At 69.7% G+C, this 22,143-nt stretch carries 21 protein-coding genes and 1 tRNA gene; 7 read left to right on the forward strand and 15 right to left on the reverse strand.

The features are described 5' to 3' along the window. Positions 1 to 13: 13 nt before the first annotated feature. The 9 genes from U1T56_RS16470 to U1T56_RS16510 form a co-directional block, all read right to left on the reverse strand. A complete protein-coding gene (locus U1T56_RS16470; protein ID WP_418160575.1) occupies positions 14 to 1,237 on the reverse strand; it encodes an MFS transporter in 1,224 nt (407 codons plus the stop codon). Positions 1,238 to 1,749: 512 nt separating this feature from the next. Then, entirely contained in the window at positions 1,750 to 2,277 is a 528-nt protein-coding gene (locus tag U1T56_RS16475; RefSeq protein WP_418160576.1) for a DUF2076 domain-containing protein, read from the reverse strand. 357 nt (positions 2,278 to 2,634) lie between these two features. Next, a tRNA-Pro gene (locus tag U1T56_RS16480) sits at positions 2,635 to 2,711 on the reverse strand. Between the two features lie 138 nt (positions 2,712 to 2,849). Next, entirely contained in the window at positions 2,850 to 3,365 is a 516-nt protein-coding gene (locus U1T56_RS16485; RefSeq protein WP_418160577.1) for a MerR family transcriptional regulator, read from the reverse strand. A 2-nt stretch (positions 3,366 to 3,367) separates the two neighbouring features. Then, positions 3,368 to 3,682: an integration host factor subunit alpha gene (locus U1T56_RS16490; protein WP_418160578.1), complete on the reverse strand. Its 315-nt coding sequence runs from the start codon at positions 3,680 to 3,682 to the stop codon at positions 3,368 to 3,370. A 95-nt stretch (positions 3,683 to 3,777) separates the two neighbouring features. Continuing rightward, positions 3,778 to 4,755 carry a beta-ketoacyl-ACP synthase III gene (locus U1T56_RS16495; RefSeq protein WP_418160600.1) on the reverse strand — a complete coding sequence of 326 codons (978 nt, stop codon included), beginning with the start codon at positions 4,753 to 4,755 and terminating at the stop codon, positions 3,778 to 3,780. Next, the gene (plsX, locus tag U1T56_RS16500) at positions 4,752 to 5,801 is read right to left on the reverse strand and encodes a phosphate acyltransferase PlsX (RefSeq protein WP_418160579.1); all 1,050 of its coding nucleotides are present in this window, start codon (positions 5,799 to 5,801) and stop codon (positions 4,752 to 4,754) included. Before plsX ends, U1T56_RS16495 begins: the two co-directional genes overlap by 4 nt. A gap of 114 nt (positions 5,802 to 5,915) precedes the next feature. Further along, entirely contained in the window at positions 5,916 to 6,443 is a 528-nt protein-coding gene (locus U1T56_RS16505) for a YceD family protein (protein WP_418160580.1), read from the reverse strand. Between the two features lie 196 nt (positions 6,444 to 6,639). Continuing rightward, a complete protein-coding gene (locus U1T56_RS16510) occupies positions 6,640 to 7,254 on the reverse strand; it encodes a ubiquinol-cytochrome C chaperone family protein (RefSeq protein ID WP_418160581.1) in 615 nt (204 codons plus the stop codon). Positions 7,255 to 7,285: 31 nt separating this feature from the next. Here U1T56_RS16510 and U1T56_RS16515 point away from each other — a divergent pair, with 31 nt between their 5' ends. After that, positions 7,286 to 7,768 (forward strand): outer membrane protein assembly factor BamE, encoded by a 483-nt coding sequence (locus U1T56_RS16515; RefSeq protein ID WP_418160582.1) that lies wholly within the window; start codon positions 7,286 to 7,288, stop codon positions 7,766 to 7,768. 169 nt (positions 7,769 to 7,937) lie between these two features. On the opposite strand, the gene U1T56_RS16520 is transcribed toward U1T56_RS16515, so the two are convergent. Further along, positions 7,938 to 8,246, reverse strand: coding sequence for a type II toxin-antitoxin system prevent-host-death family antitoxin (locus U1T56_RS16520; RefSeq protein ID WP_418160583.1), 309 nt, complete (start codon positions 8,244 to 8,246; stop codon positions 7,938 to 7,940). A 170-nt stretch (positions 8,247 to 8,416) separates the two neighbouring features. Continuing rightward, positions 8,417 to 10,525 carry a sodium-translocating pyrophosphatase gene (locus U1T56_RS16525; RefSeq protein WP_418160584.1) on the reverse strand — a complete coding sequence of 703 codons (2,109 nt, stop codon included), beginning with the start codon at positions 10,523 to 10,525 and terminating at the stop codon, positions 8,417 to 8,419. Positions 10,526 to 10,878: 353 nt separating this feature from the next. Between U1T56_RS16525 and U1T56_RS16530 the strand changes: the two genes are divergently transcribed. Then, positions 10,879 to 11,865: an MBL fold metallo-hydrolase gene (locus U1T56_RS16530; RefSeq protein ID WP_418160585.1), complete on the forward strand. Its 987-nt coding sequence runs from the start codon at positions 10,879 to 10,881 to the stop codon at positions 11,863 to 11,865. Here U1T56_RS16530 and U1T56_RS16535 read toward each other — a convergent pair. Beyond that, positions 11,849 to 12,874: a dipeptidase gene (locus U1T56_RS16535; RefSeq protein WP_418160586.1), complete on the reverse strand. Its 1,026-nt coding sequence runs from the start codon at positions 12,872 to 12,874 to the stop codon at positions 11,849 to 11,851. The genes U1T56_RS16530 and U1T56_RS16535 overlap by 17 nt on opposite strands. Before the next feature lie 136 nt (positions 12,875 to 13,010). Here U1T56_RS16535 and U1T56_RS16540 point away from each other — a divergent pair, with 136 nt between their 5' ends. Together U1T56_RS16540 and U1T56_RS16545 are read left to right on the forward strand one after the other, a co-directional pair. Further along, positions 13,011 to 14,822, forward strand: coding sequence for an ABCB family ABC transporter ATP-binding protein/permease (locus tag U1T56_RS16540; protein ID WP_418160587.1), 1,812 nt, complete (start codon positions 13,011 to 13,013; stop codon positions 14,820 to 14,822). 98 nt (positions 14,823 to 14,920) lie between these two features. After that, positions 14,921 to 17,209: a PAS domain S-box protein gene (locus U1T56_RS16545; protein ID WP_418160588.1), complete on the forward strand. Its 2,289-nt coding sequence runs from the start codon at positions 14,921 to 14,923 to the stop codon at positions 17,207 to 17,209. Here U1T56_RS16545 and U1T56_RS16550 read toward each other — a convergent pair. Both U1T56_RS16550 and uvrB read right to left on the reverse strand, forming a co-directional pair. Beyond that, on the reverse strand, positions 17,179 to 17,319 hold the full coding sequence (locus U1T56_RS16550) for a hypothetical protein (protein ID WP_418160589.1): 141 nt from the start codon (positions 17,317 to 17,319) through the stop codon (positions 17,179 to 17,181). The genes U1T56_RS16545 and U1T56_RS16550 overlap by 31 nt on opposite strands. A 32-nt stretch (positions 17,320 to 17,351) precedes the next feature. Beyond that, complete coding sequence (gene uvrB / locus U1T56_RS16555; RefSeq protein ID WP_418160590.1) at positions 17,352 to 19,550, reverse strand: excinuclease ABC subunit UvrB; 2,199 nt, start codon at positions 19,548 to 19,550, stop codon at positions 17,352 to 17,354. Between the two features lie 156 nt (positions 19,551 to 19,706). On the opposite strand from uvrB, the gene U1T56_RS16560 reads away from it, so the two are divergent. Together U1T56_RS16560 and U1T56_RS16565 are read left to right on the forward strand one after the other, a co-directional pair. Continuing rightward, positions 19,707 to 19,919: a dodecin gene (locus tag U1T56_RS16560; protein ID WP_418160591.1), complete on the forward strand. Its 213-nt coding sequence runs from the start codon at positions 19,707 to 19,709 to the stop codon at positions 19,917 to 19,919. A gap of 92 nt (positions 19,920 to 20,011) precedes the next feature. Beyond that, positions 20,012 to 20,362, forward strand: coding sequence for a c-type cytochrome (locus U1T56_RS16565; protein WP_418160592.1), 351 nt, complete (start codon positions 20,012 to 20,014; stop codon positions 20,360 to 20,362). A gap of 3 nt (positions 20,363 to 20,365) precedes the next feature. Here U1T56_RS16565 and U1T56_RS16570 read toward each other — a convergent pair whose 3' ends face one another. Further along, positions 20,366 to 20,941: a DUF1003 domain-containing protein gene (locus U1T56_RS16570; protein WP_418160593.1), complete on the reverse strand. Its 576-nt coding sequence runs from the start codon at positions 20,939 to 20,941 to the stop codon at positions 20,366 to 20,368. Positions 20,942 to 21,131: 190 nt separating this feature from the next. Between U1T56_RS16570 and U1T56_RS16575 the strand changes: the two genes are divergently transcribed. Then, positions 21,132 to 21,998, forward strand: a complete 867-nt coding sequence (locus tag U1T56_RS16575) for a glutaminase (protein WP_418160601.1) — start codon at positions 21,132 to 21,134, stop codon at positions 21,996 to 21,998. The last annotated feature ends 145 nt before the right edge of the window (positions 21,999 to 22,143 follow it).

The following is a 22,143-nucleotide window of genomic DNA, read 5'->3' on the forward strand; positions in this document are numbered from 1 at the left end:
GGATGCGGCCGCGTCAGTCCCGGGAGCGCTCGAGATCGGGCAGGAAGACGGTGAGGAGCCCGATCAGCGGCAGGAAGGCGCAGAGCTCGTAGACGAAACCGATGCTCGTGAGATCGGCGAGCCTGCCGAGCGCAGCCGCACCGATGCCGCCCATGCCGAAGGCGAGCCCGAAGAACAGGCCGGCGACCGCGCCGACATTGCCGGGCACCAATTCCTGCGCATAGACCACGATCGCCGAAAAGGCCGAGGCCAGGACGAGCCCGATCACGACGCTGAGCACCCCCGTCCAGAACAGGTTCGCGTGCGGCAGGAGGAGCGAGAAGGGCAGCACGCCCAGGATCGACGCCCAGATCACGGTCTTGCGGCCGATCCGGTCGCCGACCGGCCCGCCGGCGAGCGTGCCGGCGGCGACCGCGAGCAGGAAGACGAAGAGATGCATCTGGGCGCTCTCGACCGGGATGCCGAAGGTCGAGATCAGGTAGAACGTATAGTAGCTGCTGAGGCTCGCCATGTAGAAGAACTTGGAGAAGACGAGTGCGGCCAGGATCGCGAGCGACGCGGCGACCTTGCCGCGCGAGAGGCTCCGCGACGCATCGGCACGGCCGGCGCTGGGCCTCGCCGTGGCGAGCCGGTGCCGCTCGTACCAGGCGCCCACCTGCCACAGGACGATCATCGCCAGCACGGCCACGAGCGAGAACCAGGCGATGCTGCCCTGTCCGCCCGGCAGCACGACGAAGGCGGCGAGGAGCGGCCCCATGGCCGAGCCGGCGTTGCCGCCGACCTGGAACAGGGACTGCGCCAGCCCGTGCCGTCCGCCCGAGGCCATCCGTGCCACCCGCGACGATTCGGGATGGAACACCGAGGAACCCATGCCGACGAGCGCTGCCGCCAGCAGCAGGACCCCGAAGCTCGGCGCCACCGAGAGCAGGAGGAGGCCCGAAAGGCTCAGGCCCATGCCGGCCGCGAGCGAGTAGGGCTGCGGCCGGCGGTCGGTATAGAGGCCGACGAGCGGCTGGAGCAGCGAGGCGGTGAGCTGGAAGGCGAGGGTGATGAGCCCGATCTGGGTGAAGCTCAGCCGGAACGAATCCTTCAGCATCGGGTAGATCGCCGGCAGCAGCGACTGGATCAGATCGTTTAGAAGGTGCGAGAAGCTGATCGCGACCAGAATCGCGAACACGGTGCCCTGGGCCGCCTGCCCGTGGCTTCGCGCCTCGCCCGCTGCTGTTTTCGCCGCCATCCCCGATCCGGCCCGACGGTGCGAGGTGGGCGCCCGCTCGGGCCGCCGCGCCACCCCGACGCTCGTTGCCCGATAGCAGGAAAGCCGGGTTCCCGTCTGCGGCGGTTTCGGCATGACGGCTGTGCGGTCGTGATGCCCGTGCCACGGTGGCGCTGCCGGACAGGTTCTCGCAGACAGCCGGAACGCACGATGACAAGACGAACGGCGAAGCAAGGAAGAACATGTCAAGGTTGCCGCGAGGCCGCCCGTGACCCTGGCGGGGAAGCATCATGTCCGGCCGTCCGGCAGGAGAGAAGCAGGCCATACAGCGGTTCGCGGCCTCCGTCGCCGGCCTGCTCCTGGCGCTTATGTAGCCGGCATGCTCGACGGCGGCATGGCCCGGGGCGTGGCGGGCTGCCTTCCTCGGCGGCAGCCTCGCCATCGCCCGTCTCGTCGTCCGGCGCGGCATCGGCCGCGATCCGGAGCTCGACCCGGAAGACCCCTGGCTCTACCGTACCGGGTCCGGCCTGGGCTCAGATCTCCTCCTCGAAATCGGCCAGATCCATGGCCGGATCGACATCCTCCTCCTCTTCCGCCGCGTCGGGCTCGGCGGCCGCGGCCTCGCCGGCGCCGAACGCCTCCATGAGCAGGTTGCCCAGGAGCATGCCGCCGGCGACGCCCATCGCGGTCTGCATGGCGCCCGCGAGAAACCCGCCGCCGCCCTGGTGCTGGTAGCGTGCGAGCTGCGCCGCCTCGGGCGAGATCGCGGGCCTCGGCACGGTCGCGCCGGCGCCGGCCCCGAACAGGCCGCCCAGGAAGCCGCCGCCGGCCGGCCGCCGCGCCAGCTCCTGCTCGAGCTGCTGGATCCGCTCCTGCGCGGCTTTCAGCGCGTGCTCCTGCACGATGATGGCCTGCGCCATGTAGTAGGGCGCGTTGGGCCGTCGCCGCAGATGCTCCTCGATCCGCCGCTGGGCGGCCGGATCGCGCGGGCCGGAGCCCGCCTCCGCCTGGGCCAGCCGGTCGAACAGGCCGTCGATGATCTGCTGCTCGTTCGTGTCCACGGATGTTCCTCTCGTCTCGTGCAATGCGGCGGCCGCCGCAAACGGCCCCGCCATCGGCGGTCCGGGCTGCCCCTCGTGCCGATGGGCGATGGCCCGGCCGCAACGGTGACACGCGGGTATACGCGCGAGGCCGGAGGCTCATTCCGCGGCTGCGATGTTCCGGCCGTGGCGCGCCGCGTTCACGACCGTGCGCCGGGCGGGGTCGCGCTGCAGGCGGCGCTCCGTTCGCGCCACGCCGTCAGCGGATGATGCCCGGCGCGGACGGGCAGGCGCCTGAAGTGAAGCACCGCCGCCAGCCACAGGATGGCACGGCCCGCGAGCGTGATCAGTGATGATCGGCTGAGTGCCCGGCTTGAATGGTCGGAGCGGCGGGATTTGAACCCACGACCCCCAGTCCCCCAGACTGATGCGCTACCAGGCTGCGCTACGCTCCGACGCGGGGCTGGTGAAGTGGGCGCACATATAGCGTCTGCAGCGCCGGTCGGCAACCGGGTGATGGTGCTCGAATCGGCCCGATCCTCGTCGGTGCGCAGATGGGAGGCCGGCAGGAGGATCGGACCCGAGGCGCGCCTTCAAGGCCGGGCCAGCTCGGTCCGTACCCGGGCCAGGAGAGCCTTGAGTTCGCCGAGCTCCTCGCGCAGCGCCTTCAGCTTTCGTCTGGTGTCGGCAGGCAGGACCCGGACCGGCGAGGCCATGGTCGCAGCAGGTCGCGGCGTCGGCTGGGATGGCGCCATCGCCGCCACGGTGGCCGGCGCCCCTTCCTCGGCGGCAGCGCCGGTCCGGCCGCGGCGTGCGCGCAGGAGCTTCTGCGCCCCCTTGATCGTGTAGCCTTCGTCGTAGAGCAGGCTCCTGATCTGGCGCAGGAGCTCCACATCCTCCGGCCGGTAGTAGCGGCGGCCGCCGCCGCGCTTCAAGGGCCGCACCTGCGGGAACTTGCTCTCCCAAAAGCGCAGCACGTGCTGCGCCACGTCGAGCTCCTCGGCCACCTCGCTGATCGTGCGGAAAGCGGCGGAGGATTTCTGCGGCCGCCCCGGCGACGGCGGATCGCCTGCCGGCTGGTCGGCGAGATCGGGTGCAAGGGGAGCCATCCTCATGACCCGTCGCCGTTGCCGGATGCGCTGTTGATGCGCTCCTTCAGCACCTGGGAAGCGCGGAACACGAGCACCCGGCGCGGCAGGATCGGCACCTCTTCGCCGGTCTTGGGATTGCGTCCGATCCGGTGGCCCTTCTGCCGGACGGCGAACGTGCCGAACGACGAGATCTTCACCGATCCCTCGCGCAGGAGGGATTCGGAGATCTCATCGAGGATGGCGTCGACGAGATCGGCGGACTCGCTCCGCGAGAGGCCCACCTCCTGGTAGACCGCCTCGGCGAGCTGGGCCCGGGTCACCGTCTTACCTGCCATGACACGGCGCGCTCCGCTGCTCGGCTCCCGAAGGCAAAAAGCTAAGCGCAACAAACATTTCCGTCAATAGACGGGGAACGGACGCCCCGTGCCCGCTACCAGCGGATGAGCGCCGCCCCCCAGGCGAACCCGCCGCCCATGGCGTTGGCGACGACGAGATCGCCCTCGCGGATCCTGCCGTCCTCGACCCCCTCGTTCAGCGCCAGCGGGATCGAGGCCGCGGAGGTGTTGGCATGCCGGTCCACGGTCACGATCACCTTGTCGGCCGGGAGCTGCAGGCGCTTGCCGACGGCGTCGATGATCCGCTTGTTGGCCTGGTGCGGCACCAGCCAGTCGAGATCGCCCGTGCCGTAGCCCGCCTTGTCGAGCACGGTGAGTGCTGCACCCGCGAGTTCGGCCACGGCGTAGCGGAACACCTCGCGCCCGTTCATCCGCAGATGGCCCGTGGTGCGGGTCGAGGACGGGCCGCCGTCGACGTAGAGATCGTCGTAGTGACGGCCGTCGGCCGAGAGATGGGTCGCGAGCAGGCCACGGTCGCCGCGCGCTCCGGCCTGCTCCTCGGCCTGCAGGACCACGGCACCCGCCCCGTCGCCGAACAGCACGCAGGTGCCACGATCCTCCCAGTCGAGGATGCGGGAGAAGGTCTCGGCGCCGATCACGAGCGCCGTGCGCGCCTGACCTGCGCGCAGGAAATTGTCGGCGGTGGCGAGCCCGTAGGCGAAGCCGGCGCAGACGGCCTGCAGATCGAAGGCGATGCCGGGGCCGATGCCGAGCTTGCGCTGCACGGCCGTCGCGGTGGCCGGGAAGGTGTGGTCGGGTGTCGCCGTGGCGACGATCACGAGCTCGACGTCCTGGGGGCGCAGCCCGGCCCGCTGCAGCGCCACACGGGCGGCGTTCGCGGCGAGGTCGGAGGTGAGCTCGCCTTCGGCGGCGAGGTGCCGCCGCTCGATCCCGGTCCGCTCGCGGATCCATTCGTCGGAGGTGTCGACGCGCCGCGACAGCTCCTCGTTGGTCACCACCTGCGCCGGCAGATAGGCGCCCACACCACGTACGACGGAGCGCAGCATCGTCAGGACGCCGCCGCCTGCGCGTCGGGCACCGGTGCTGCCGGCTTCGTTCCTCCCATCTCCTCGATGATCCTCTCGTTGGTGCCCTTGCGGACGAGATCGGCGGCGGTCGCGATCGCCGCCGAGAAGCCGAGCGCATCGGTGCCGCCGTGGCTCTTCACCACCACGCCGTTGAGCCCCAGGAACATGGCGCCGTTGTAGCGCCTGGGGTCGAACTTGTCCTTCAGCGCCTGGAACACGGGCCGCGCCAGAAGATAGCCCAGCTTCGCCCGCAGGCCTCCGACCTCGAACGCTTCCTTCAGGGCGGCGGTGAACATCGCGGCGGTGCCTTCGGCCATCTTGAGCGCCACGTTGCCGGTGAAGCCGTCGGTCACGACGACGTCCACCACACCTTCGGTGACGTCCGTGCCCTCGACGAAGCCATGGAAGTCGATCGGCAGGTCGCTGCCCCGCAGCATGGTGGCCGCCCCGCGCACGACGTCGTCGCCCTTGAGCTCCTCGGTGCCGACGTTGAGGAGCCCGACCCTGGGCTTCTCCACGCCCAGCATGACGCGGGCGAACACTTCGCCCATCACCGCGAACTGGAACAGGTGCTCGGGCCCGCAATCGACGTTGGCGCCGAGGTCGAGGACCACGATCGGGTGCCGTCGCGCCGGCATGACCGAGGTGATCGCCGGCCGGTCGACGCCGGGCAGCGTCTTCAGCACGAACTTCGCCATCGCCATCAGCGCCCCGGTGTTGCCGGCCGAGACCGCGGCCGCGGCCTCGCCGTCCTTCACGGCGTTGATGGCGAGCCGCATGCTCGTGTTGCGGCCCTGGCGGAGCGCCAAGGACGGCTTGGCGTCGCCGGCCACGAAGTCGGGCGTGTGTCGCAGCGTGCAGCGCGCGGCGAGCTGCGGTCGGGCCGCGAGCAGCGGCTGGAGCCTGGCCTCGTCGCCGAACAGGATGAAGCGGAGATCGTCGTGCCGCTCGAGGGCCTGGGCTGCGCCGTCGACGACGATGCCCGGCGCCGCATCGCCGCCCATGCCGTCGAGAGCGATCGTGAGGCTCATCGCGGCATCTTCCCCGGAAGAAGGGCGTGCCCGACGCAGGCCGGCGCGCCGCACGCGGTCTTGCACACGGCGTTCGAACTCTTGCGAAGGTGAAGCGGCATCGGCGTGGCTGGCTCAGTGCTTGCGCAGGGAGGCGAGGGCGGCGAACGGGTTGGCTTCGGCGGCATCGTCCCCCGCGATGCCGAGCTCGGCGAGCTTCGCGTCGGCATCCGGAGAGCGTGGATACGGGTCGAGGGCGAGCGAGAGCTCCTCGGCCAGGATCTCGCCGAGATCGAGCCCGCCTTCGGGCAAGGGCTCCGGCAGCTCGGCCTCGGGGTCGATCTCGATCTCCTCCTCGGCCTCGAGCGGGGCTGCACGGCTGAACAACCGGTCGAACTCGGCCTCGACGGTGGCTTCGACCGGGTCGAGCGTGACGACGCAGCGCTGGGCGAGCCGGGCACGGAGCCGGCCCGAGACGTGCAGGAGATCCTCGCCGGCGCGCTCGATCGACACCTCGCCCGCGAGCAGATCGAGTCGGACGAGGTCGAAGCGCTTCGCCAGCGCCCGACGCTCCTCGGCGTTCGCCTCGAGCGTGACAGTAGCGCCGCCCGGCGGCAGCCCGTCGGGCGCGTACAGACGAGAGAATTCAGCAGCAGTCGACAACCACGACCTCCAGGCCAGGGCAGACGTTCATCGCGGCATGCTGCGGCCCGTCCCTCGGCCGCTCTCCACCCTCGGCACCGGCCATCGCAAGGAACGGCAGGCTCAACAAAGACCGCCCGGCTAGGACAGCGGCGGAGATTAGAGCCGCCTCGCAGGACGGTCAACGCCGGCGGGCGACCGTCGTCCGGCCGCAGGCTCACGGCCGGGCGAACTCGATCCGGCCGGCCAGAAGAGCCGCCCCGTCGCCTCTGGCCAGCCAGCGATCCTGATCACAGAGATAGGTGCCGAGACGCCGGATCGCGACCGCATCGGGCGCTGCGGCCTCGGTATAGACATTTCGCCGCAGCACCTCGTCCAGCGCCGCCGGATCGGCGCCGTCGAGGAGCGGATCGATGGCGGCGGCCCGGCCGAAGAAGCTCTGAGCCAGCTTCTTCACGTGCTTGCCGACCGAGAGATCGCCGACCCCCCACTCGCGTAGATGCCGGTCGAGGTCGGCGAACATCACGTCGAACAGGGCCTGGGCCAGCTCCAGGCCGGGAGCGCCCTCGTGCCGCAGGCGGCGCATCACGAGGATCGCGTGCAGCATCACCATCTCCAGCCGGCCGTCCCGACTGTCGGGGACACCCCACGCGGCGTAGAACACGGACGTCCGCGCCTGCTCGACCAGGGCGACGTAGAGCGCGTGCGCCGCATCCCGGCGCGCCCGGCGGCCGCGCAGCCAGGAGCGGACCCGCTGCCACCAGGACGGCCCGGACCCCGCGGCCGACTGTCCGTCGCTCTCGGAATATGCTACCAAGCCGCTGCGCGCCATGTTCTCGCTTCTCTTCTACGGAACCAGGTTCATGCAAAAGCAATCGGGCAAGCTCGTCCGTCACGTCCTGGCCGCGGCGGCTGCGGTCCTGCTCGCGGCGGCCTGCCAGCCCACGATCAACACCCACGGCCACGAGGTGGACACCACGCAGCTATCCCAGATCAAGCCCGGCGTGACCAGCCGCGAGGAGGTGGCCCGGCTGCTCGGCTCGCCGTCGACGAAGGGCACCTTCGAGAAGGAGAGCTGGTTCTACATCAGCCAGCGCAACGAGGCGAAGTCGTTCTATCAGGACAAGGTCACCGAGCAGGACGTGGTGCGGATCGACTTCGACGCCAACGGGATCGTCACGAACGTGAGCGCCCACGGCCTCGAGCTCGCGCAGGCCATCGAGCCCGATCCCAACAAGACGCGCACCATGGGCAACGAGCTCACCGTGCTGCAGCAGTTCGTGGGCAATATCGGCCGCTTCAACTCCTCCCCCGAGCTGAGGCAGCAGGGCCCGGTCGGGCGCTGAGCGGAGGCTGAACGCGCGCAGGTATGCACGCTCGGCCGCGTTTCGCTCCAGGGATCGAGGAGCAGCGCGCCCGTCGGCGCCGCATCGTCGATGTTGCGGGCGACCGAGACCAGCCCGTGCCCGATGGCGGTCGCCGCGAGCGGTTCTGGTTAGCACCACAGCAGCTCGGCTACGACGTTGGTATCGAGCAGTCGAGCCGTCGTTCGGGCCAGGCGATGTCGCGGCCAGTATCCCGAGTCCGCTCGATCGGGATCGCGTCGAGACCGAACGCTCGCAGCTCCTCGAACAGCGAAGGCCGGCACCGCCGACCGGCGGTCAGCCGTTCGAATTCTTCGGCCGCAAGCACCACGACGGCGTTCTTGCCGCGGACCGTCACCGGCTGCGACCCTTGCGTGCGGGCACGACGAACGACCTCCGAGAAGCGGGCTTGCGCATTCTCGAGCTTCCACGGGCCGTCCACCGCATCGGGTGCACCCATTTCGGCCCTCCAAAGCCGACCATCTGACTAGAAGTCGAGGTTCGCGAGCGCGATCGCCGAGATGTGCCGCGATCGGCAGCACCGGAAATGCCCGGCAAAGTGCTTGGAACGGAATCGCCGGACCCTTGCAGGCCCGGCGACCGTTCGCTCGCGAGCGCGAGGGGTCCGGCTCAGCCGCCCGTTGCCATGGCGGCGAGGCTGGCGAGGATCAGGAGCGCCACGATGTTGGTGATCTTGATCATCGGGTTCACCGCCGGGCCGGCGGTGTCCTTGTAAGGGTCGCCGACCGTGTCGCCGGTCACGGCGGCCTTGTGGGCCTCCGAGCCCTTGCCGCCGTAGTTGCCCTCCTCGATGTACTTCTTGGCGTTGTCCCAGGCACCGCCGCCCGAGGTCATCGAGATCGCGACGAAGATGCCGGTGACGATCGTGCCGAGGAGAAGAGCGCCCAGGGTCGTGAACGCCTCGACCTGGCCCGCCACGGCGTTCACCACGGCATAGACCACGATCGGGGCCAGCACCGGCAGGAGCGAAGGCGCGATCATCTCGCGAATGCCGGCCCTGGTCAGCATGTCCACCGCCTTGCCGTAGTCGGGCTTGTCGGTGCCGGCCATGATGCCGGGCTTCTCACGGAACTGCCGGCGCACCTCCTCGACGATCGAGCCCGCCGCCCGGCCCACGGCCTGCATGCCGAGCGAGCCGAAGAGGTAGGGGAGGAGGCCGCCGATGAACAGGCCCACGACCACGAACGGGTCGGAGAGGCTGAAGCGGACGTCGAGGTTCGGGAAGTAGTGCTTGAGGTCCTGGACGTAGGCGGCGAACAGCACCAGTGCCGCGAGGCCGGCCGAGCCGATGGCGTAGCCCTTGGTCACGGCCTTCGTGGTGTTGCCGACCGCATCGAGCGCGTCGGTATGCACGCGGACCTCCTTGGGCAGGCCCGACATTTCGGCGATGCCGCCCGCGTTGTCGGTGACGGGGCCGTAGGCGTCGAGGCTGACGACGAGGCCGGTCAGCGCCAGCATGGTCGTGGCGGCGATGCCGATGCCGTAGAGGCCGGCCGCGAGATAGGCGACGAGGATGCCCGCGCAGATCACGATCACCGGCAGGGCGGTCGCCTCCATCGAGACGGCGAGGCCCTGGATGATGTTGGTGCCGTGGCCGGTGGTCGAGGACTTGGCGATGCTCAGCACCGGCCGGTGGTTGATGCCGGTGTAGTAGTCGGTGATCCACATCAGGAGGCCGGTCACCGCGAGGCCGGTGAGGCTGCAATAGTAGATGTCGAGTCCGCTCGGACCGTTCGACGGGTCGCCGTAGATCGTGTCGAGGCCGAGCACGAGTGCGGTCACCGGCAGGAGCACCACGGCCGAGATTGCGGCCGCACCCCAGAAGCCCTTGTAAAGGGCGCCCATGATGCTGTTGGAGGGACCCAGCTTGACGAGATAGGTGCCGGCGATCGAGGCCAGGAGGCACACGCCGCCGATCACGAGCGGGAACAGCATCAAGGTCGCGGCCTGCTGTCCGGTGAAGAAGATGGCCCCCAAGAGCATGGTGGCGACGAAGGTGACGGCGTAGGTCTCGAACAGGTCGGCCGCCATGCCGGCGCAGTCGCCCACATTGTCGCCCACGTTGTCGGCGATCACGGCCGGGTTCCGGGGATCATCCTCGGGGATGCCGGCCTCGACCTTGCCGACGAGATCCGCACCCACGTCGGCACCCTTGGTGAAGATGCCGCCGCCCAACCGCGCGAAGATCGAGATCAGGGAGGCGCCGAAGGACAGCCCGACCAGCGCCTCCAGGATCCCGCGCTGCTCCGTGCCGAGCACGAGCAGCACGCCGTAATAGACGGCGACACCCAGAAGGCCCAGGGCCACGACCAGAAGCCCGGTGATCGCGCCGGCCTTGAACGCCACGTCGAGGCCGCCCGCGAGCCCGGTCGTGGCCGCAGCCTCGGCGGTGCGGCTGTTCGCGCGCACCGAGGTGTTCATGCCGAGGAACCCGGCCGCCGCCGAGCAGCAGGCGCCGATGGCGTAACCGATGCCGACCTTGAGACCGAGGAAGAAGGTCAGCAGCAGGAAGATGATCACGCCGACCACGGCGATCGTCAGATACTGTCGACGCAGATAGGCCGTCGCCCCCTCCTGGATGGCGGCGGCGATCGCCTGCATCCGCTCGTTGCCGGCCGGCAAGGCCAGCACTTGGTTGCGCGTCTGGATGCCCCAGGCGACGCCGGCGGCGCCACAGGCGAGCACCAGCACGTAAAGAACCCACTCCAAACCCGACATCGACACCTACCCTAATCTCGTTGAGCGCGAACGGCACGCTGCAGTGCACCAGAAACGCGCCATCTCGTTCCGCAGTCGTCCGGCAAGGCCGAAGCCCCCAGGACCGTTTAGCGGCCGCAGCATGGCCTGTCCATGGCTCTGGGCAACCGAACGGTTGGCACAGCATCGGCTTGGAACCATTCGCCGGACAACAGACGTTTCGTCCATGATCAGAATGGTCGGGCCGATCCGTCATCTTGTGGATTGCAGCCGATTTACGTTGGCGCCATTCTCGATGGCAGGCTGACCATGCCCGACCACTCCCGAACAGTGGAATGCGGATGCGTTTCCATGGCCAAAGGGGAAGAGAGCGCATGACGGCAGGGATGAGAAGCCGCCGTGAGATCTTGGGAGCCATCGGCGCGGGCGTCGGGCTGGCGCTGACGGGGCTGCCCGTGGCCGGGGTGCGGCCGGCGGCCGCAGCCGGGCCGGCGCAGGTGCCGGGCTTCTACCGTTTCAAGGTCGGACCCTTGACGGTGACGACCCTCTCGGACGGCAACCTGATCCTCATGCCGCCTTCTATCTACGCGGTCGACGCGCCGCCGGCCGAGCTCACGGCGCTGCTCGAGGCCAACCTGCTGCCGACCGACCGCGTCGTCGGTCAGGCCAACGTCACGCTGATCGACACGGGCGAGCAGCGCATCCTGTTCGATGTGGGCTCCGGCCCGAACTTCCAGCCCACGGCCGGGCGGCTCGCCACCAATCTCGCGGCCGCCGGGATCGACCCGGCCTCGATCAGCACGATCGTTCTCACCCACGCCCATCCCGACCATGTCTGGGGCATTCTCGACGGCGAGGGCAAAGTGCGCTTCCCGAACGCCGGTTATGTCATCGCCGAGCCGGAATGGACGTTCTGGATGAAGGAGGGCTTCGCCGACACCGCTCCGGACCCGATGAAGCCGTTCGTGCGCGGTGCCCAGCGCCAGCTCGGCGCCGTCGCCGAGCGCGTGAAGCGGATCCGGCCGGGCGACCCGATCACGCCCAGCATCACGACCATTCCGGCTCCCGGCCATACGCCCGGCCACATGGCGGTGCACGTCGCCACCGAAGGGCAGAGCCTGCTGCTCAGCGCTGACTGCTTCAACCACCCCGTGATCTCGCTCGCGAACCCGAGCTGGCACTTCGGCTTCGACACCGATCCCGAGCAGGCGGTGGCGACGAGGAAGCGCATCCTCGACATGGCGGCGACCGACCGGCTCTGGGTCGTCGGCTACCACATGCCCTGGCCGGGCCTGGGCCAGGTCGCGCGCGCCGGCAACGGCTATCGCTGGATCCCGGCCAACTTCACCTGGAGCCTGTAGCGGCTCGCCCGCCCGCCGGCTTCCATACCCGGCGGGCGAGCTCCAGCATGTTGCGCCCGAGGATGCCGTGGATCGCGGGCTCGCTGTAGCCGCGGGCGACGAGGCCCGCGGTGATCTCGGGAAACTGTTCCGGGGCCGCGATCTTGATCCCGGTGATGCCGCCGCCATAGCCGTGCGCCTTCGGCCACCAGTGGTCGCGGTCCAGCCCCGGCGGATCGTCGTCGAGTCCGTTCGTCGGATAGGAGTAGTCGATGCCGAGCCCGATCCGCTCCGGGCCGATCCGGTCGGCGAGATAGTCGATGCAATCCAGGATGGCGGGCGTGCCGCCCTTGGGGTCGGTGAGGAAGCGGCCGACACCGTTGACGCAGACGATGCCGCCCGTGGCGACGCAGGCGTCGATCTGCTCGTCGGTGACGTTCCGGAGATCGCCGCGGATCGCGCGTGGGTTGGCGTGGCTGAAGATCACGGGCCCGAGGCCGAGGCTCATGATGTCGAGGCTCGTCCGGTAGCCCATGTGCGAGCAGTCCATCAGCATTCCGGCTTCGTGGATCGCCACGACGATGCGCCGGCCGAGCGGAGTCAGGGGAACGTCGTGGTCGTAACAGCCGCCGCCGATCGCATTGTTGCGGTTGTAGGCGAGATGGACCTGGCGCACGCCGAGATCGTAGAAGAGCTGTACCATCTCCGGTCGCCCGCACAAAGGTACGCCGCCCTCGAGGTCGAAGGCCACGGCGAGCTTGCCTTCCCGCTTCGCCCGCTCCACGTCCGCCACGGTCTCCGCCTGGACGAACAGCTCGGGACGGGCGCGGATCTGGGCTCTGAAGCTCGCGATCACCGGCATGATCTGCTCGAGCGGATTCATGTCCATGCCGATGTTGATCGAAACGAAGCTGACGCCGGCATCGAGGTGGCGGCGCAACGCCGTCACGTCCGCGTCGGGATGCAGCGGCAGGCAGGCATGGGCGTCCCAGATCAGGGCAGTGCGGTGCAAGGTGGCAGGGTCGATCACGCGGGCAGGTCCTCGGTCCCTATTGACGCCATCCGAGACTAGGGTCTGCCGCGGCTGCTGTCGACGCGGCCGCGGTTGACCCGCGGCACCTGGGGCGCGACATCTGGGGTGGACCGGGAGCGAGGTGGGGCCAGGGATGTCGCGCGAACTCAGGGCGCTCGAGCACGCCACGAGGAGCGCCGGGTTGGATCGTGCGGCCTGGCGGCGTATCCGCGCGCTGTTCTGGGGCGAGGCCGAGCCGGCCTTGCGCCGGCGCATCGTCGGCACGGTGGCGCTCCTGTGCGGGATGGCGCTCGTCAACGCGCTGGTGCCGCTCCTGTTCGCGCGTGCCGTCGATGTGCTGGCCCACGGCCGTCCGGCCGCGAGCGGGGCGCTCGCGATCGTGGCGGGCTATGTCGTCGCACAGTGGCTCGCCCGTGTGCTCAGCGAGCTGCGCTGGGGGCTCTACGGGCCGATCGAGCAGCGCACGCGGCGGCGGCTGGCAAGGGTCTCGCTTGACCATCTCCACGCCCTGTCCTTGCGTTTTCACCTCGCCCGCCGCACCGGCCAGATCAGCCGCGTCCTCGACAACGGCCTCGGCGCCGTGCGCGAGCTCCTGTTCGATTCCGTGTTCCTGATCCTGCCGCTTCTGGCCGAGCTCCTGTTCGTGGCCGGGATCATGCTGGCCCGTCTCGATGCCCTCTTCGCGCTCGTCCTCGTGACGACGGTGCTGCTCTATGGTGTCGCTCTCGTCGCGGGCTCGGAATGGCTGCGCACGCACCAGAGAAAGGCCGTGGCCGAGGGAGCGGTCGCGCACGGCAAGGCCGTGGACAGTCTTCTCAATTACGAGACGGTCAAGTATTTCGGCAACGAGCGCCACGTCTCCGAGCGCTACGACGCGAGCCTCGCCGAGGTCGAGCGCCTGACCGTGAAGGCGCTGCGCTTCCGGAGCCTCACCGGCATCCTGCTCGTGAGCATCCTGGGTCTCGGCACCGGCGCCATCCTGCTCCTCGCCGCCCATCGGGTGACGCGAGGGGCCATGAGCGTGGGCGAGCTCGTGCTGGTCAACACCTACCTGATCCAGCTCATCCGGCCGATGGACCGGCTGGGCCAGCTCTACCGCTCGATCCGGCAGGCTCTCGTCGATCTCGACCAGCTCGTGGAGCTCCTGGCGGAGGAGCCGGAGGTGCGCGATCGGTCGGGTGCGGTGCCGCTGCCGCAGGGACCCGGCGAGGTCCGCTTCGAGGCCGTCTCTTTCGCCTACGACCCGAGGCACCCGATCCTCGAGCGCATCGACTTCCGCATCCCGCCCAAGCGCACGCTCGCCGTGGTCGGCCCGACCGGGGCCGGCAAGTCGACGATCGCGCGCCTCCTGTTCCGCTTCTACGACCCGAGCGAGGGACGCATCCTGATCGACGGCCGGGATCTCCGCGACGTGACGCAGGCGAGCCTCAGGGGCGCGATCGCGGTCGTGCCGCAGGACACGGTCCTGTTCAACGACACGATCGGCTACAACATCGCGTTCGGCCGGCCGGACGCCTCGCAGGCCGAGATCGAGGCGGCGGCGCGCGCGGCCGAGCTTTCCGGTTTCATCGCGCGCCTGCCCGACGGCTACGGCACGCTCGTGGGCGAGCGCGGCCTCAAGCTCTCGGGCGGCGAGAAGCAGCGGGTCGCGATCGCGCGCGCCATCCTGAAGCGGCCGCGGCTTCTCATCCTCGACGAGGCGACCTCGGCGCTCGACAGCGCCACGGAGCAGACCATTCGGCGGCGCCTGCACGAGATCGGACGAGGCTCGACGACGCTCGTGATCGCGCACCGGCTCTCGACCGTCGTCGACGCAGACGAGATCCTCGTTCTCGACCGGGGCCGCATCGTCGAGCGTGGCACCCACGCCCAGCTCCTCGCCCGGCACGGCCTTTATGCCGGCCTGTGGCGCCGGCAGGCCGCGGAGCAGGAGCGGGTCGGCTGAGAGCGGCCGGGCGGAAAGGCAGGTTTCGGCTTTTCCTTTCATGAGGGAAGAGTCATATCGTCGCCGACGCGAGATCCCGGCGGCAGAGCTGGAGTGACGTGGACGAGACGGCGAAAGCGCACGCGGCCTCGCTCGGCAGCCTTCTGATGCGGGATCAAGGCGAGGCAGAGGGCAGGATATTGCAGAACAGTGCCGGCGTCGGGACGAGCGCCGCTCCAACGGCCCCACCTGCTCATGCCGTGCTGGATGCCTTGCCGGCGCAGGTGGCGGTGCTCGACCGGAACGGGGTGATCGTGGCCGCGAACGCGGCCTGGCGGCAGGCCGCCGGTGCCGGGGCGGAGCTGCCGATGCTCGCCGTCGGCGCGGACTATCTCGCCGCCTGGAGGCTCGCGGCCGCACGGGACGAGGTCGCCGCCGAGGCGGCTCGGGGCCTGCCCGCCGTGATTCGGGGACGGAGCGAGCGGCTCGCGCTCGAATACCCCTGGCAGTGCTCGGGCGAGGAGCGCTGGGTTCAGCTCGTGGCCGCTCCTCTGCCCGACACGGAAGGCTGCGTCGTGATGTGCCACGACATCACCGACAGGAAGCGCGCCGAGGCGCGGCTGCGGGTCAGCGAGGGGCGATTCCGCTCGCTCGTCGAGAACATGCCCGACATCGTCTTCTGCCGCGGGGTCAAGGGCAGGTCGGCCCACGGCTACGACGAGGGCGGCGCCCGGCTCTATGGCCGCGACGTGCTGCGGATCGCCGGCACGATGGATGCGGAGGGCCGGGCGCGGATCGACGTCTGGTACGCGGCCGTGCATCCGGAGGATCGCGAGCGCTATCTGGCGGCGGAGCGGCGGCGGAAGGAGGCCTACAAGCCCTTCTCCATCGAGTACCGCATCATCCATCCGGTCACGGGCGAGCTGCGCTGGATGCGCGAGGTCGCCTGGGTGGTCGAGGAGGTGTCCTTGGGGCAGACCTTCTTCGACAGCTACATCCTCGACATCACCGAGGAGAAGCGCCGCGCCGCCGCGCTCGCGACGAGCGAGGCGCGCTGGCGGGCGCTGTTCGACAACGCGCTCGATGCGATCTTCGTCGTCGATGCCGGCGGCCGGCTCGCCGACGCCAACCCGGCCGCCTGCCGGCTGATGGGCTGGGGCCGCGCCGAGCTGATCGGTCGGCCGCTCACCTCGCTCGTGCCGGCCGCGGAGGCCGGCCGGATGGCCGAGGCCTGGGCGGCCATGCAGCACGGCGTGCCGCATCGGGGCGAGTGGACCCTGGTTCGCCGCGACGGCGGCACCGTGCCGGTCGAGATCGGCGTCGGCATCCTGCCGGACGGCAGGCTGAAGATTGCGGCCCGCGACATCGCCGAGCGCCGGCGGGCCGAGGCGGCGCTCAAGGAGAGCGATCTGCGCCTCAGGCGGATCATCGAATCGGATGCGGTCGGCATGGTGGTGTTCGACCTGGCCGGCCGCGTGCACGAGGCGAACGACGCCTTCCTCGAACTCGTCGGCCGGTCGCGGGAGGAGCCCGCGCAGGGCTCGCTCGACCTTCTGGGCCTGACGTCGCCCGAGCACCGCCATCTCACCGCCGTGCTCTTGGCGGAGGCGGCCAAGGCGCAGCGGCAGCGGCCGTTCGAGACCGAGCTTCTGCGGCCCGACGGCGAGCGGGTGGGCGTGCTCCTGGGTGTTGCCTATCTCGGCGGCTCCGAGCGGCTCTGCATCGGCCTCGTCGCCGATCTCAGCGACCGCCGGGTCGCCGAGCGGCGCCGTCTGCTGCTGCAGGAGCTGAACCATCGGGTGAAGAACATCCTCGCCATGGTGCAGGCGATCGCCCAGCAGACCGGACGGCGTGCCGCGACCGTCGAGGGCTTTCTCGCCGCCTTTCGCGGCCGGCTCGCGGCCTTGAGCGCCGCGCACGATCTCCTGGTCGCCCACGGCTGGCAGGGGGTGCGGCTGGAATCCCTGCTCCGAAAGGCGCTCGGGGCGCACCTCGTGGACGCGAAGCGCCTGACGCTGACCCTGCCCTCCCTCGTCCTCAGGCCGCAGGCGGCGCAGGATCTGGCGCTCGCCGTGCACGAGCTCGCCACCAATGCCACCAAGCACGGCGCGCTGGCCGAGGCGGGCGGCCACGTCACGCTCGCGGGCCGGATCGAGAACGACGAGCTCGTCCTCGTCTGGCGGGAGGAAGGCGGCCTGCCCGTGACCCCGCCCGACCACCAGGGGTTCGGCACGGCGCTCCTGACCCAGGCGATCCGTCACCAGCATCGCGGCCGTGTCGCGTGCGACTGGCGCTCCGAGGGTCTGGTCTGCACGATGGTGCTTCCGCTCGCGACCGCTGCCGAGCCGCTGCAGGAGACGAGGGGCGAGCCCGCCGGTCAGGCGCCGGCGGCGGCCAAGCCGGCATAGAGCCCGGCGAGGCCGATCTCGATGCCGAGCGCTTCGATGCGGAGCGTATCGTCGAGGCGGGTGAGGAACACGCCGCGCCAGCTCCCGTCCGGCTCGCGGCTCACCAGCATGGAGCGCGACCAGCCGACCGGAAACGCTCCGCCTACGGCCCGGTCCGCCGCCTGGCCCTGGCCTTGGCAGCGCGGCGCTTGTCCTCGCGCGAGCCGGAGGCCGGCTTCCAGGGAGCGCCCGCGGCTTGCCTCGCCGGGGCCTGGCTCGGGCGCACGGTGGCGAGGCCCAGATCCTTGTTCTCGAGCCGCCTGATCTCGTCGCGTAAGCGCGCCGCCTCCTCGAACTCGAGATTGGCCGCGGCCTCGCGCATCTTCTTCTCGAGCTGGGCGATGTGGGCCTGGAGACTCGTGCCGGTCGGGGCCGCGGGCGCATCGGGGCCGATGTCGACCGTGACGTAGTCGCGCTCGGCCACCGACTGCAGGATGTCGTTGATCTGCTTCCTGACCGACTGCGGTGTGATCCCGTGCGCCTCGTTCCAGGCGATCTGCTTCGCCCGCCGGCGGTTGGTCTCGTCGATCGCGGCCTTGAGGCTCCGGGTCATCGTGTCCGCATAGAGGATCACCCGGCCTTCGGCGTTCCGGGCCGCACGGCCGATGGTCTGGATGAGGGAGGTTTCCGAGCGCAGATACCCCTCCTTGTCGGCATCGAGGATGGCGACGAGGCCGCATTCGGGGATGTCGAGGCCTTCGCGCAGGAGGTTGATCCCCACCAGCACGTCGAACGTGCCGAGCCGGAGGTCGCGGATGATCTCGATGCGCTCGAGCGTGTCGATGTCGGAGTGGAGATAGCGTACGCGGATACCCTGCTCGTGCAGATACTCCGAGAGATCCTCGGCCATGCGCTTGGTGAGCGTGGTCACGAGCACGCGCTGGCCCTTGTCGCGGCAGGCGCGGCACTCGGCGAGGAGATCGTCGACCTGATGCTCCACGGGCCGGACGATGCATTCGGGATCGACGAGGCCGGTGGGACGGATCACCTGCTCGACGAACACGCCGCCCGTGCGCTCGAGCTCCCAGGGGCCGGGTGTCGCCGAGACGAAGATCGTCTGCGGCCGCATCGTGTCCCACTCCTCGAACTTCAAGGGGCGGTTGTCGCGGCAGGAGGGGAGGCGGAAGCCGAACTCGGCGAGCGTGCTCTTGCGCTGGAAGTCGCCCTTGAACATGCCGCCGACCTGCGGGACGGCGACGTGGCTCTCGTCCACGAACAGGATCGCGTTCTCGGGAATGTACTCGAACAAAGTAGGCGGCGGCTCGCCGGGATTGCGGCCGGTGAGGAAGCGCGAGTAGTTCTCGATGCCGGGGCAGGAGCCGGTCGTCACCATCATCTCGAGGTCGGCCATGGTGCGCTGCTCGAGCCGCTCGGCCTCGAGCAGCCTGCCCTGGGAGCGGAACTCCTCGAGCCGCTCCTTCAGCTCCGTCTTGATGCCCTCGATCGCCTCCTGCAGGGTGGGCTTGGGCGTCACATAGTGGCTGTTGGGGTAGAGCCGGATCTGCTCGAGCCGGGCCGTCCTCTCGCCGGTGAGCGGGTCGAACTCGGTGATCGCCTCGACCTCGTCGCCGAACATCGAGATCCGCCAGGCGCGATCTTCCAGGTGGGCGGGGAAGATCTCGATCACGTCGCCCTTGGCACGGAACGAGCCGCGCGAGAAGTCGAGCTCGTTGCGCCGGTACTGCAGCTCGACCAGCGCCCTCAGGAGCCGCTGCCGGTCCACCCGCTGGCCCTGGCGCAGGGTGAGGGTCATGCGGGCGTAGGTTTCGGGCGAGCCGATACCGTAGATGCAGGAGACCGAGGCGACGATGATGACGTCGTCGCGCTCGAAGAGCGCGCGCGTCGCCGAGTGGCGCATCCGGTCGATCTGCTCGTTGATGCTCGAGGTCTTCTCGATGTAGGTGTCGGTGCGCGGGACGTAGGCCTCGGGCTGGTAGTAGTCGTAGTAGCTGACGAAATACTCGACGGCGTTGTTCGGGAAGAACGACCTGAACTCGCCGTAGAGCTGGGCCGCCAGGATCTTGTTGGGAGCGAGCACGATCGTCGGGCGCTGCATCCGTGCTATCACGTGCGCCATGGTGAAGGTCTTGCCCGAGCCCGTGACGCCGAGCAGCACCTGGTCCTTCTCGCCGCGCTGCAGCCCCTCGACGAGCGCCTCGATCGCCTGCGGCTGGTCGCCCGCGGGCTGGAACTCGGAGACCAGCTCGAACTTGCGCCCGCCCTCGGGGCGCTGGATCAGGTCGGGGTGCTCGGCCAAGGCCTTGAGGAGGTCGAGCGCGTTCAGGCCTTCGACAGCGTGCATCCAGAAGCTCCGAGGGGGGTGCCACCACCTAGATGCGCCCTCGCGGCGATGCTCTCAAGAGCCGGTCCGCCGGGAGCCGGCATCGGGCGCCTGACCGGATCCTCCGTCCATGCTAGGCTGTTGTCTTCGTGCCGGAACAGCAGGGGAGGACCCGCCGTGCAGGATGATCACGTCTACCGCAAGACCGAGCTGGTCGGCAGCTCGACCAAGTCCGTGACCGATGCGATCGAGACCGCGATCGCGCGCGCCGCCAAGACCTTGCGCAATGTCGAGTGGTTCGAGGTGAGCGAGATCCGCGGCCATGTCGAGAACGGCAAGGTCCGGCACTACCAGGTCGTCCTCAAGGTGGGATTCCGCGTCGAGGCGTAGTGCCCTGCGATCGAGGGTTGCCGTGCCGCCGCGTTGTGCGGTTAATCGCTGCCGGAGCGTTCGACGAGGAAAGCGGCCGGAGTCGGGGAACGATGATCGGCACGACGAGGATGGCACGGCGCGTCGGCGCGGCCGTAGGGACCGCAGGCTGCGCGCTGCTCTCGGGGGTGATGCCCGCCGGAGCGCAGCACGCGGCGGATCTGGGCCATGGCCGGCAGCTCGCCGAGACGCACTGCGCACGCTGCCATGCCGTGGGCGAGGCAGGCGAGAGCCCCATGGCAGGAGCGCCACGCTTTCGTGACCTCGAGCAGCGTTACCCGATCGACGATCTCGCCGAGGCGCTGGCCGAAGGGATCTCGGTCGGCCATCCGCCGATGCCCGAGTTCACCTTCGGCCCCGACGAGATCGCGGACCTTCTGGGCTACCTCAAGACCCTGAAGTGAGCCTCAGGCGGCCGCCACCGGCCGGCGGTCGACGATCGAGACGATCCGCCCGAGCTCGTCCTCGTCCGTTTCGAGCCGTGCGGTCTGGAGCGCCACGAGCCGGTCGATCTGGCTCTGTAGCCGGTCGACCTTGTCGTGCAGCTCGGCGATCGCGGTCTCGGCCTTGACGTTGACCTCGTAATCGAGGGCGGCGGCGAGCCGATCCTTCGCCGCCTGCCGGTTCTGGCTCATCATGATGATGGGGGCCTGGAGGGCCGCCAGCATCGAGAGCAGCAGGTTCAGGAAGACGAACGGGTAAGGATCGAAGGCGTGCCCGACCAGGACCACCCCGTTGAGCAGCGCCCAGACCGCGAGGAAGGCCGAGAAGCCGATGATGAAGCCCCACGAGCCGCCGACGGCGGCGACCCGGTCGGCCAGACGCTGGCCGAGCGTGGAGCGCTCCTCGAAGACCCGGTTGAGGTCGCGCGCGGTGTGCACGCGGCGCGCCACCCGCGCGATCACCCGCCGGTCGCGCTCGCTCAGCGGGTCCAGCCCGGCATGCAGCAGATGCTGTGCGAGAAAGCGGATCTCGGTGTTCATGGCTCACCTGCCTTTCATCCGGCCGTCGACGGCCGGACGTGGGGTGAGCCGATCACGCGAGGATCAGGCGACCACGACGACCGGCGACGGCGCAGGCGTTCGACTGCAACTGTCGCTAGACATGGTTCTCTGAACGGTTGTGGGTCCGCTCACGCCCGCCACGCGCGCACGAGAGCAGATGAAGGCTCAGATGCACCCTTGCGGCCGTGGCGTCAAGGCCGAGAATTCTGGACGATGCCCGCATCTCTGGCGGGCATCGGCAGCCGTCCCGGGTCGCCATCGCTCTCGTGTTCCGGATCGTCGCGAGAAGAGGGAGAAGCGAGCGTCATGGATTATCGGGCCGTCCTCGAGGAGATTCGAGAAGAGGTCCGGTCGCCTTTCGGCAAAGGCAAGGTGGCGGACTATATCCCGGCCCTCGCCCGGGTGGCGCCCGATCGCTTCGGCATGGCGGTCGAGACGGCGGACGGACGCAGCGACGCGGGGGGCGTTCTCGCTCCAGAGCATCTCGAAGCTGTTCACGCTCATGCTCGTGATGAGCCGGATCGGCGACGAGATCTGGACGCGGGTCGGCAAGGGGCCCTCGGGTGCGCCGTTCGACGCGCTCGTCCTGCTCGAGCACGAGGCGGGCGTGCCCAGAAATCCCTTCATCAATGCCGGGGCGCTCGTGGTGGCCCGACTGCCTGCTCTCGATCACCTCGGAGCCGGAGCGGCTGCTGCGGGACGATACGCCTGCTCCCCACCAGCGAAGCGCTCGATTTCGCTCTCGTCGTGGCGCGCTCGGAGCGCCCATACCAACGCGGCGCTCTTGCACCTCATGAAGGCGCACGGCCGGATCGTGAACGAGGTGGAGCCGGTGCTCGATCTCTACTGCCACCAGTGCAGCCTCGCCATGAGCTGCGCCGATCTCGCCAGAGCCTGCCTGCCGCTCGCGGCCGAGGACTTCCCGCCGCTCCTGCAGGAAAGCGTGCTGACGGCGGGGCAGGCGCGCCCGGGCCCGCCCTTGGTCCTGCGGGTTCTCCACGCCGCCCGCGACCTTCCGCGTCGAGGTCGACTTTGATATGACACTCTTCTTGCTTTTTGGAACAAAAACCTATACTCTGAGGCGCATGGTCCAAGCGCTCGCCGCCGCGTTCCCGCAGCCGACCCGCCGCCTGCTCGCGGCGGCGCTGCTCGGCCGCCGCCGGCCCGCCAACCCCTACCGC

Source organism: Benzoatithermus flavus, from assembly GCF_037908215.1.
Lineage (GTDB): Bacteria > Pseudomonadota > Alphaproteobacteria > Geminicoccales > Geminicoccaceae > Benzoatithermus > Benzoatithermus flavus.

Excerpts from the sequence above, each read along its gene's own strand:
- U1T56_RS16490 (WP_418160578.1), bottom strand. The coding sequence starts at position 3,682 with ATGGCAGGTAAGACGGTGACCCGGGCCCAGCTCGCCGAGGCGGTCTAC.
- U1T56_RS16530 (WP_418160585.1), top strand. The coding sequence starts at position 10,879 with ATGACGGCAGGGATGAGAAGCCGCCGTGAGATCTTGGGAGCCATCGGC.
- U1T56_RS16520 (WP_418160583.1), bottom strand. The coding sequence starts at position 8,246 with ATGGGTGCACCCGATGCGGTGGACGGCCCGTGGAAGCTCGAGAATGCG.
- U1T56_RS16540 (WP_418160587.1), top strand. The coding sequence starts at position 13,011 with ATGTCGCGCGAACTCAGGGCGCTCGAGCACGCCACGAGGAGCGCCGGG.
- U1T56_RS16515 (WP_418160582.1), top strand. The coding sequence starts at position 7,286 with ATGCAAAAGCAATCGGGCAAGCTCGTCCGTCACGTCCTGGCCGCGGCG.
- U1T56_RS16570 (WP_418160593.1), bottom strand. The coding sequence starts at position 20,941 with ATGAACACCGAGATCCGCTTTCTCGCACAGCATCTGCTGCATGCCGGG.
- U1T56_RS16575 (WP_418160601.1), top strand. The coding sequence starts at position 21,132 with ATGCACCCTTGCGGCCGTGGCGTCAAGGCCGAGAATTCTGGACGATGC.
- U1T56_RS16485 (WP_418160577.1), bottom strand. The coding sequence starts at position 3,365 with ATGGCTCCCCTTGCACCCGATCTCGCCGACCAGCCGGCAGGCGATCCG.
- U1T56_RS16470 (WP_418160575.1), bottom strand. The coding sequence starts at position 1,237 with ATGGCGGCGAAAACAGCAGCGGGCGAGGCGCGAAGCCACGGGCAGGCG.
- U1T56_RS16525 (WP_418160584.1), bottom strand. The coding sequence starts at position 10,525 with ATGTCGGGTTTGGAGTGGGTTCTTTACGTGCTGGTGCTCGCCTGTGGC.
- U1T56_RS16565 (WP_418160592.1), top strand. The coding sequence starts at position 20,012 with ATGATCGGCACGACGAGGATGGCACGGCGCGTCGGCGCGGCCGTAGGG.
- plsX (WP_418160579.1), bottom strand. The coding sequence starts at position 5,801 with ATGAGCCTCACGATCGCTCTCGACGGCATGGGCGGCGATGCGGCGCCG.
- U1T56_RS16550 (WP_418160589.1), bottom strand. The coding sequence starts at position 17,319 with ATGCTGGTGAGCCGCGAGCCGGACGGGAGCTGGCGCGGCGTGTTCCTC.
- U1T56_RS16510 (WP_418160581.1), bottom strand. The coding sequence starts at position 7,254 with ATGGCGCGCAGCGGCTTGGTAGCATATTCCGAGAGCGACGGACAGTCG.
- uvrB (WP_418160590.1), bottom strand. The coding sequence starts at position 19,550 with ATGCACGCTGTCGAAGGCCTGAACGCGCTCGACCTCCTCAAGGCCTTG.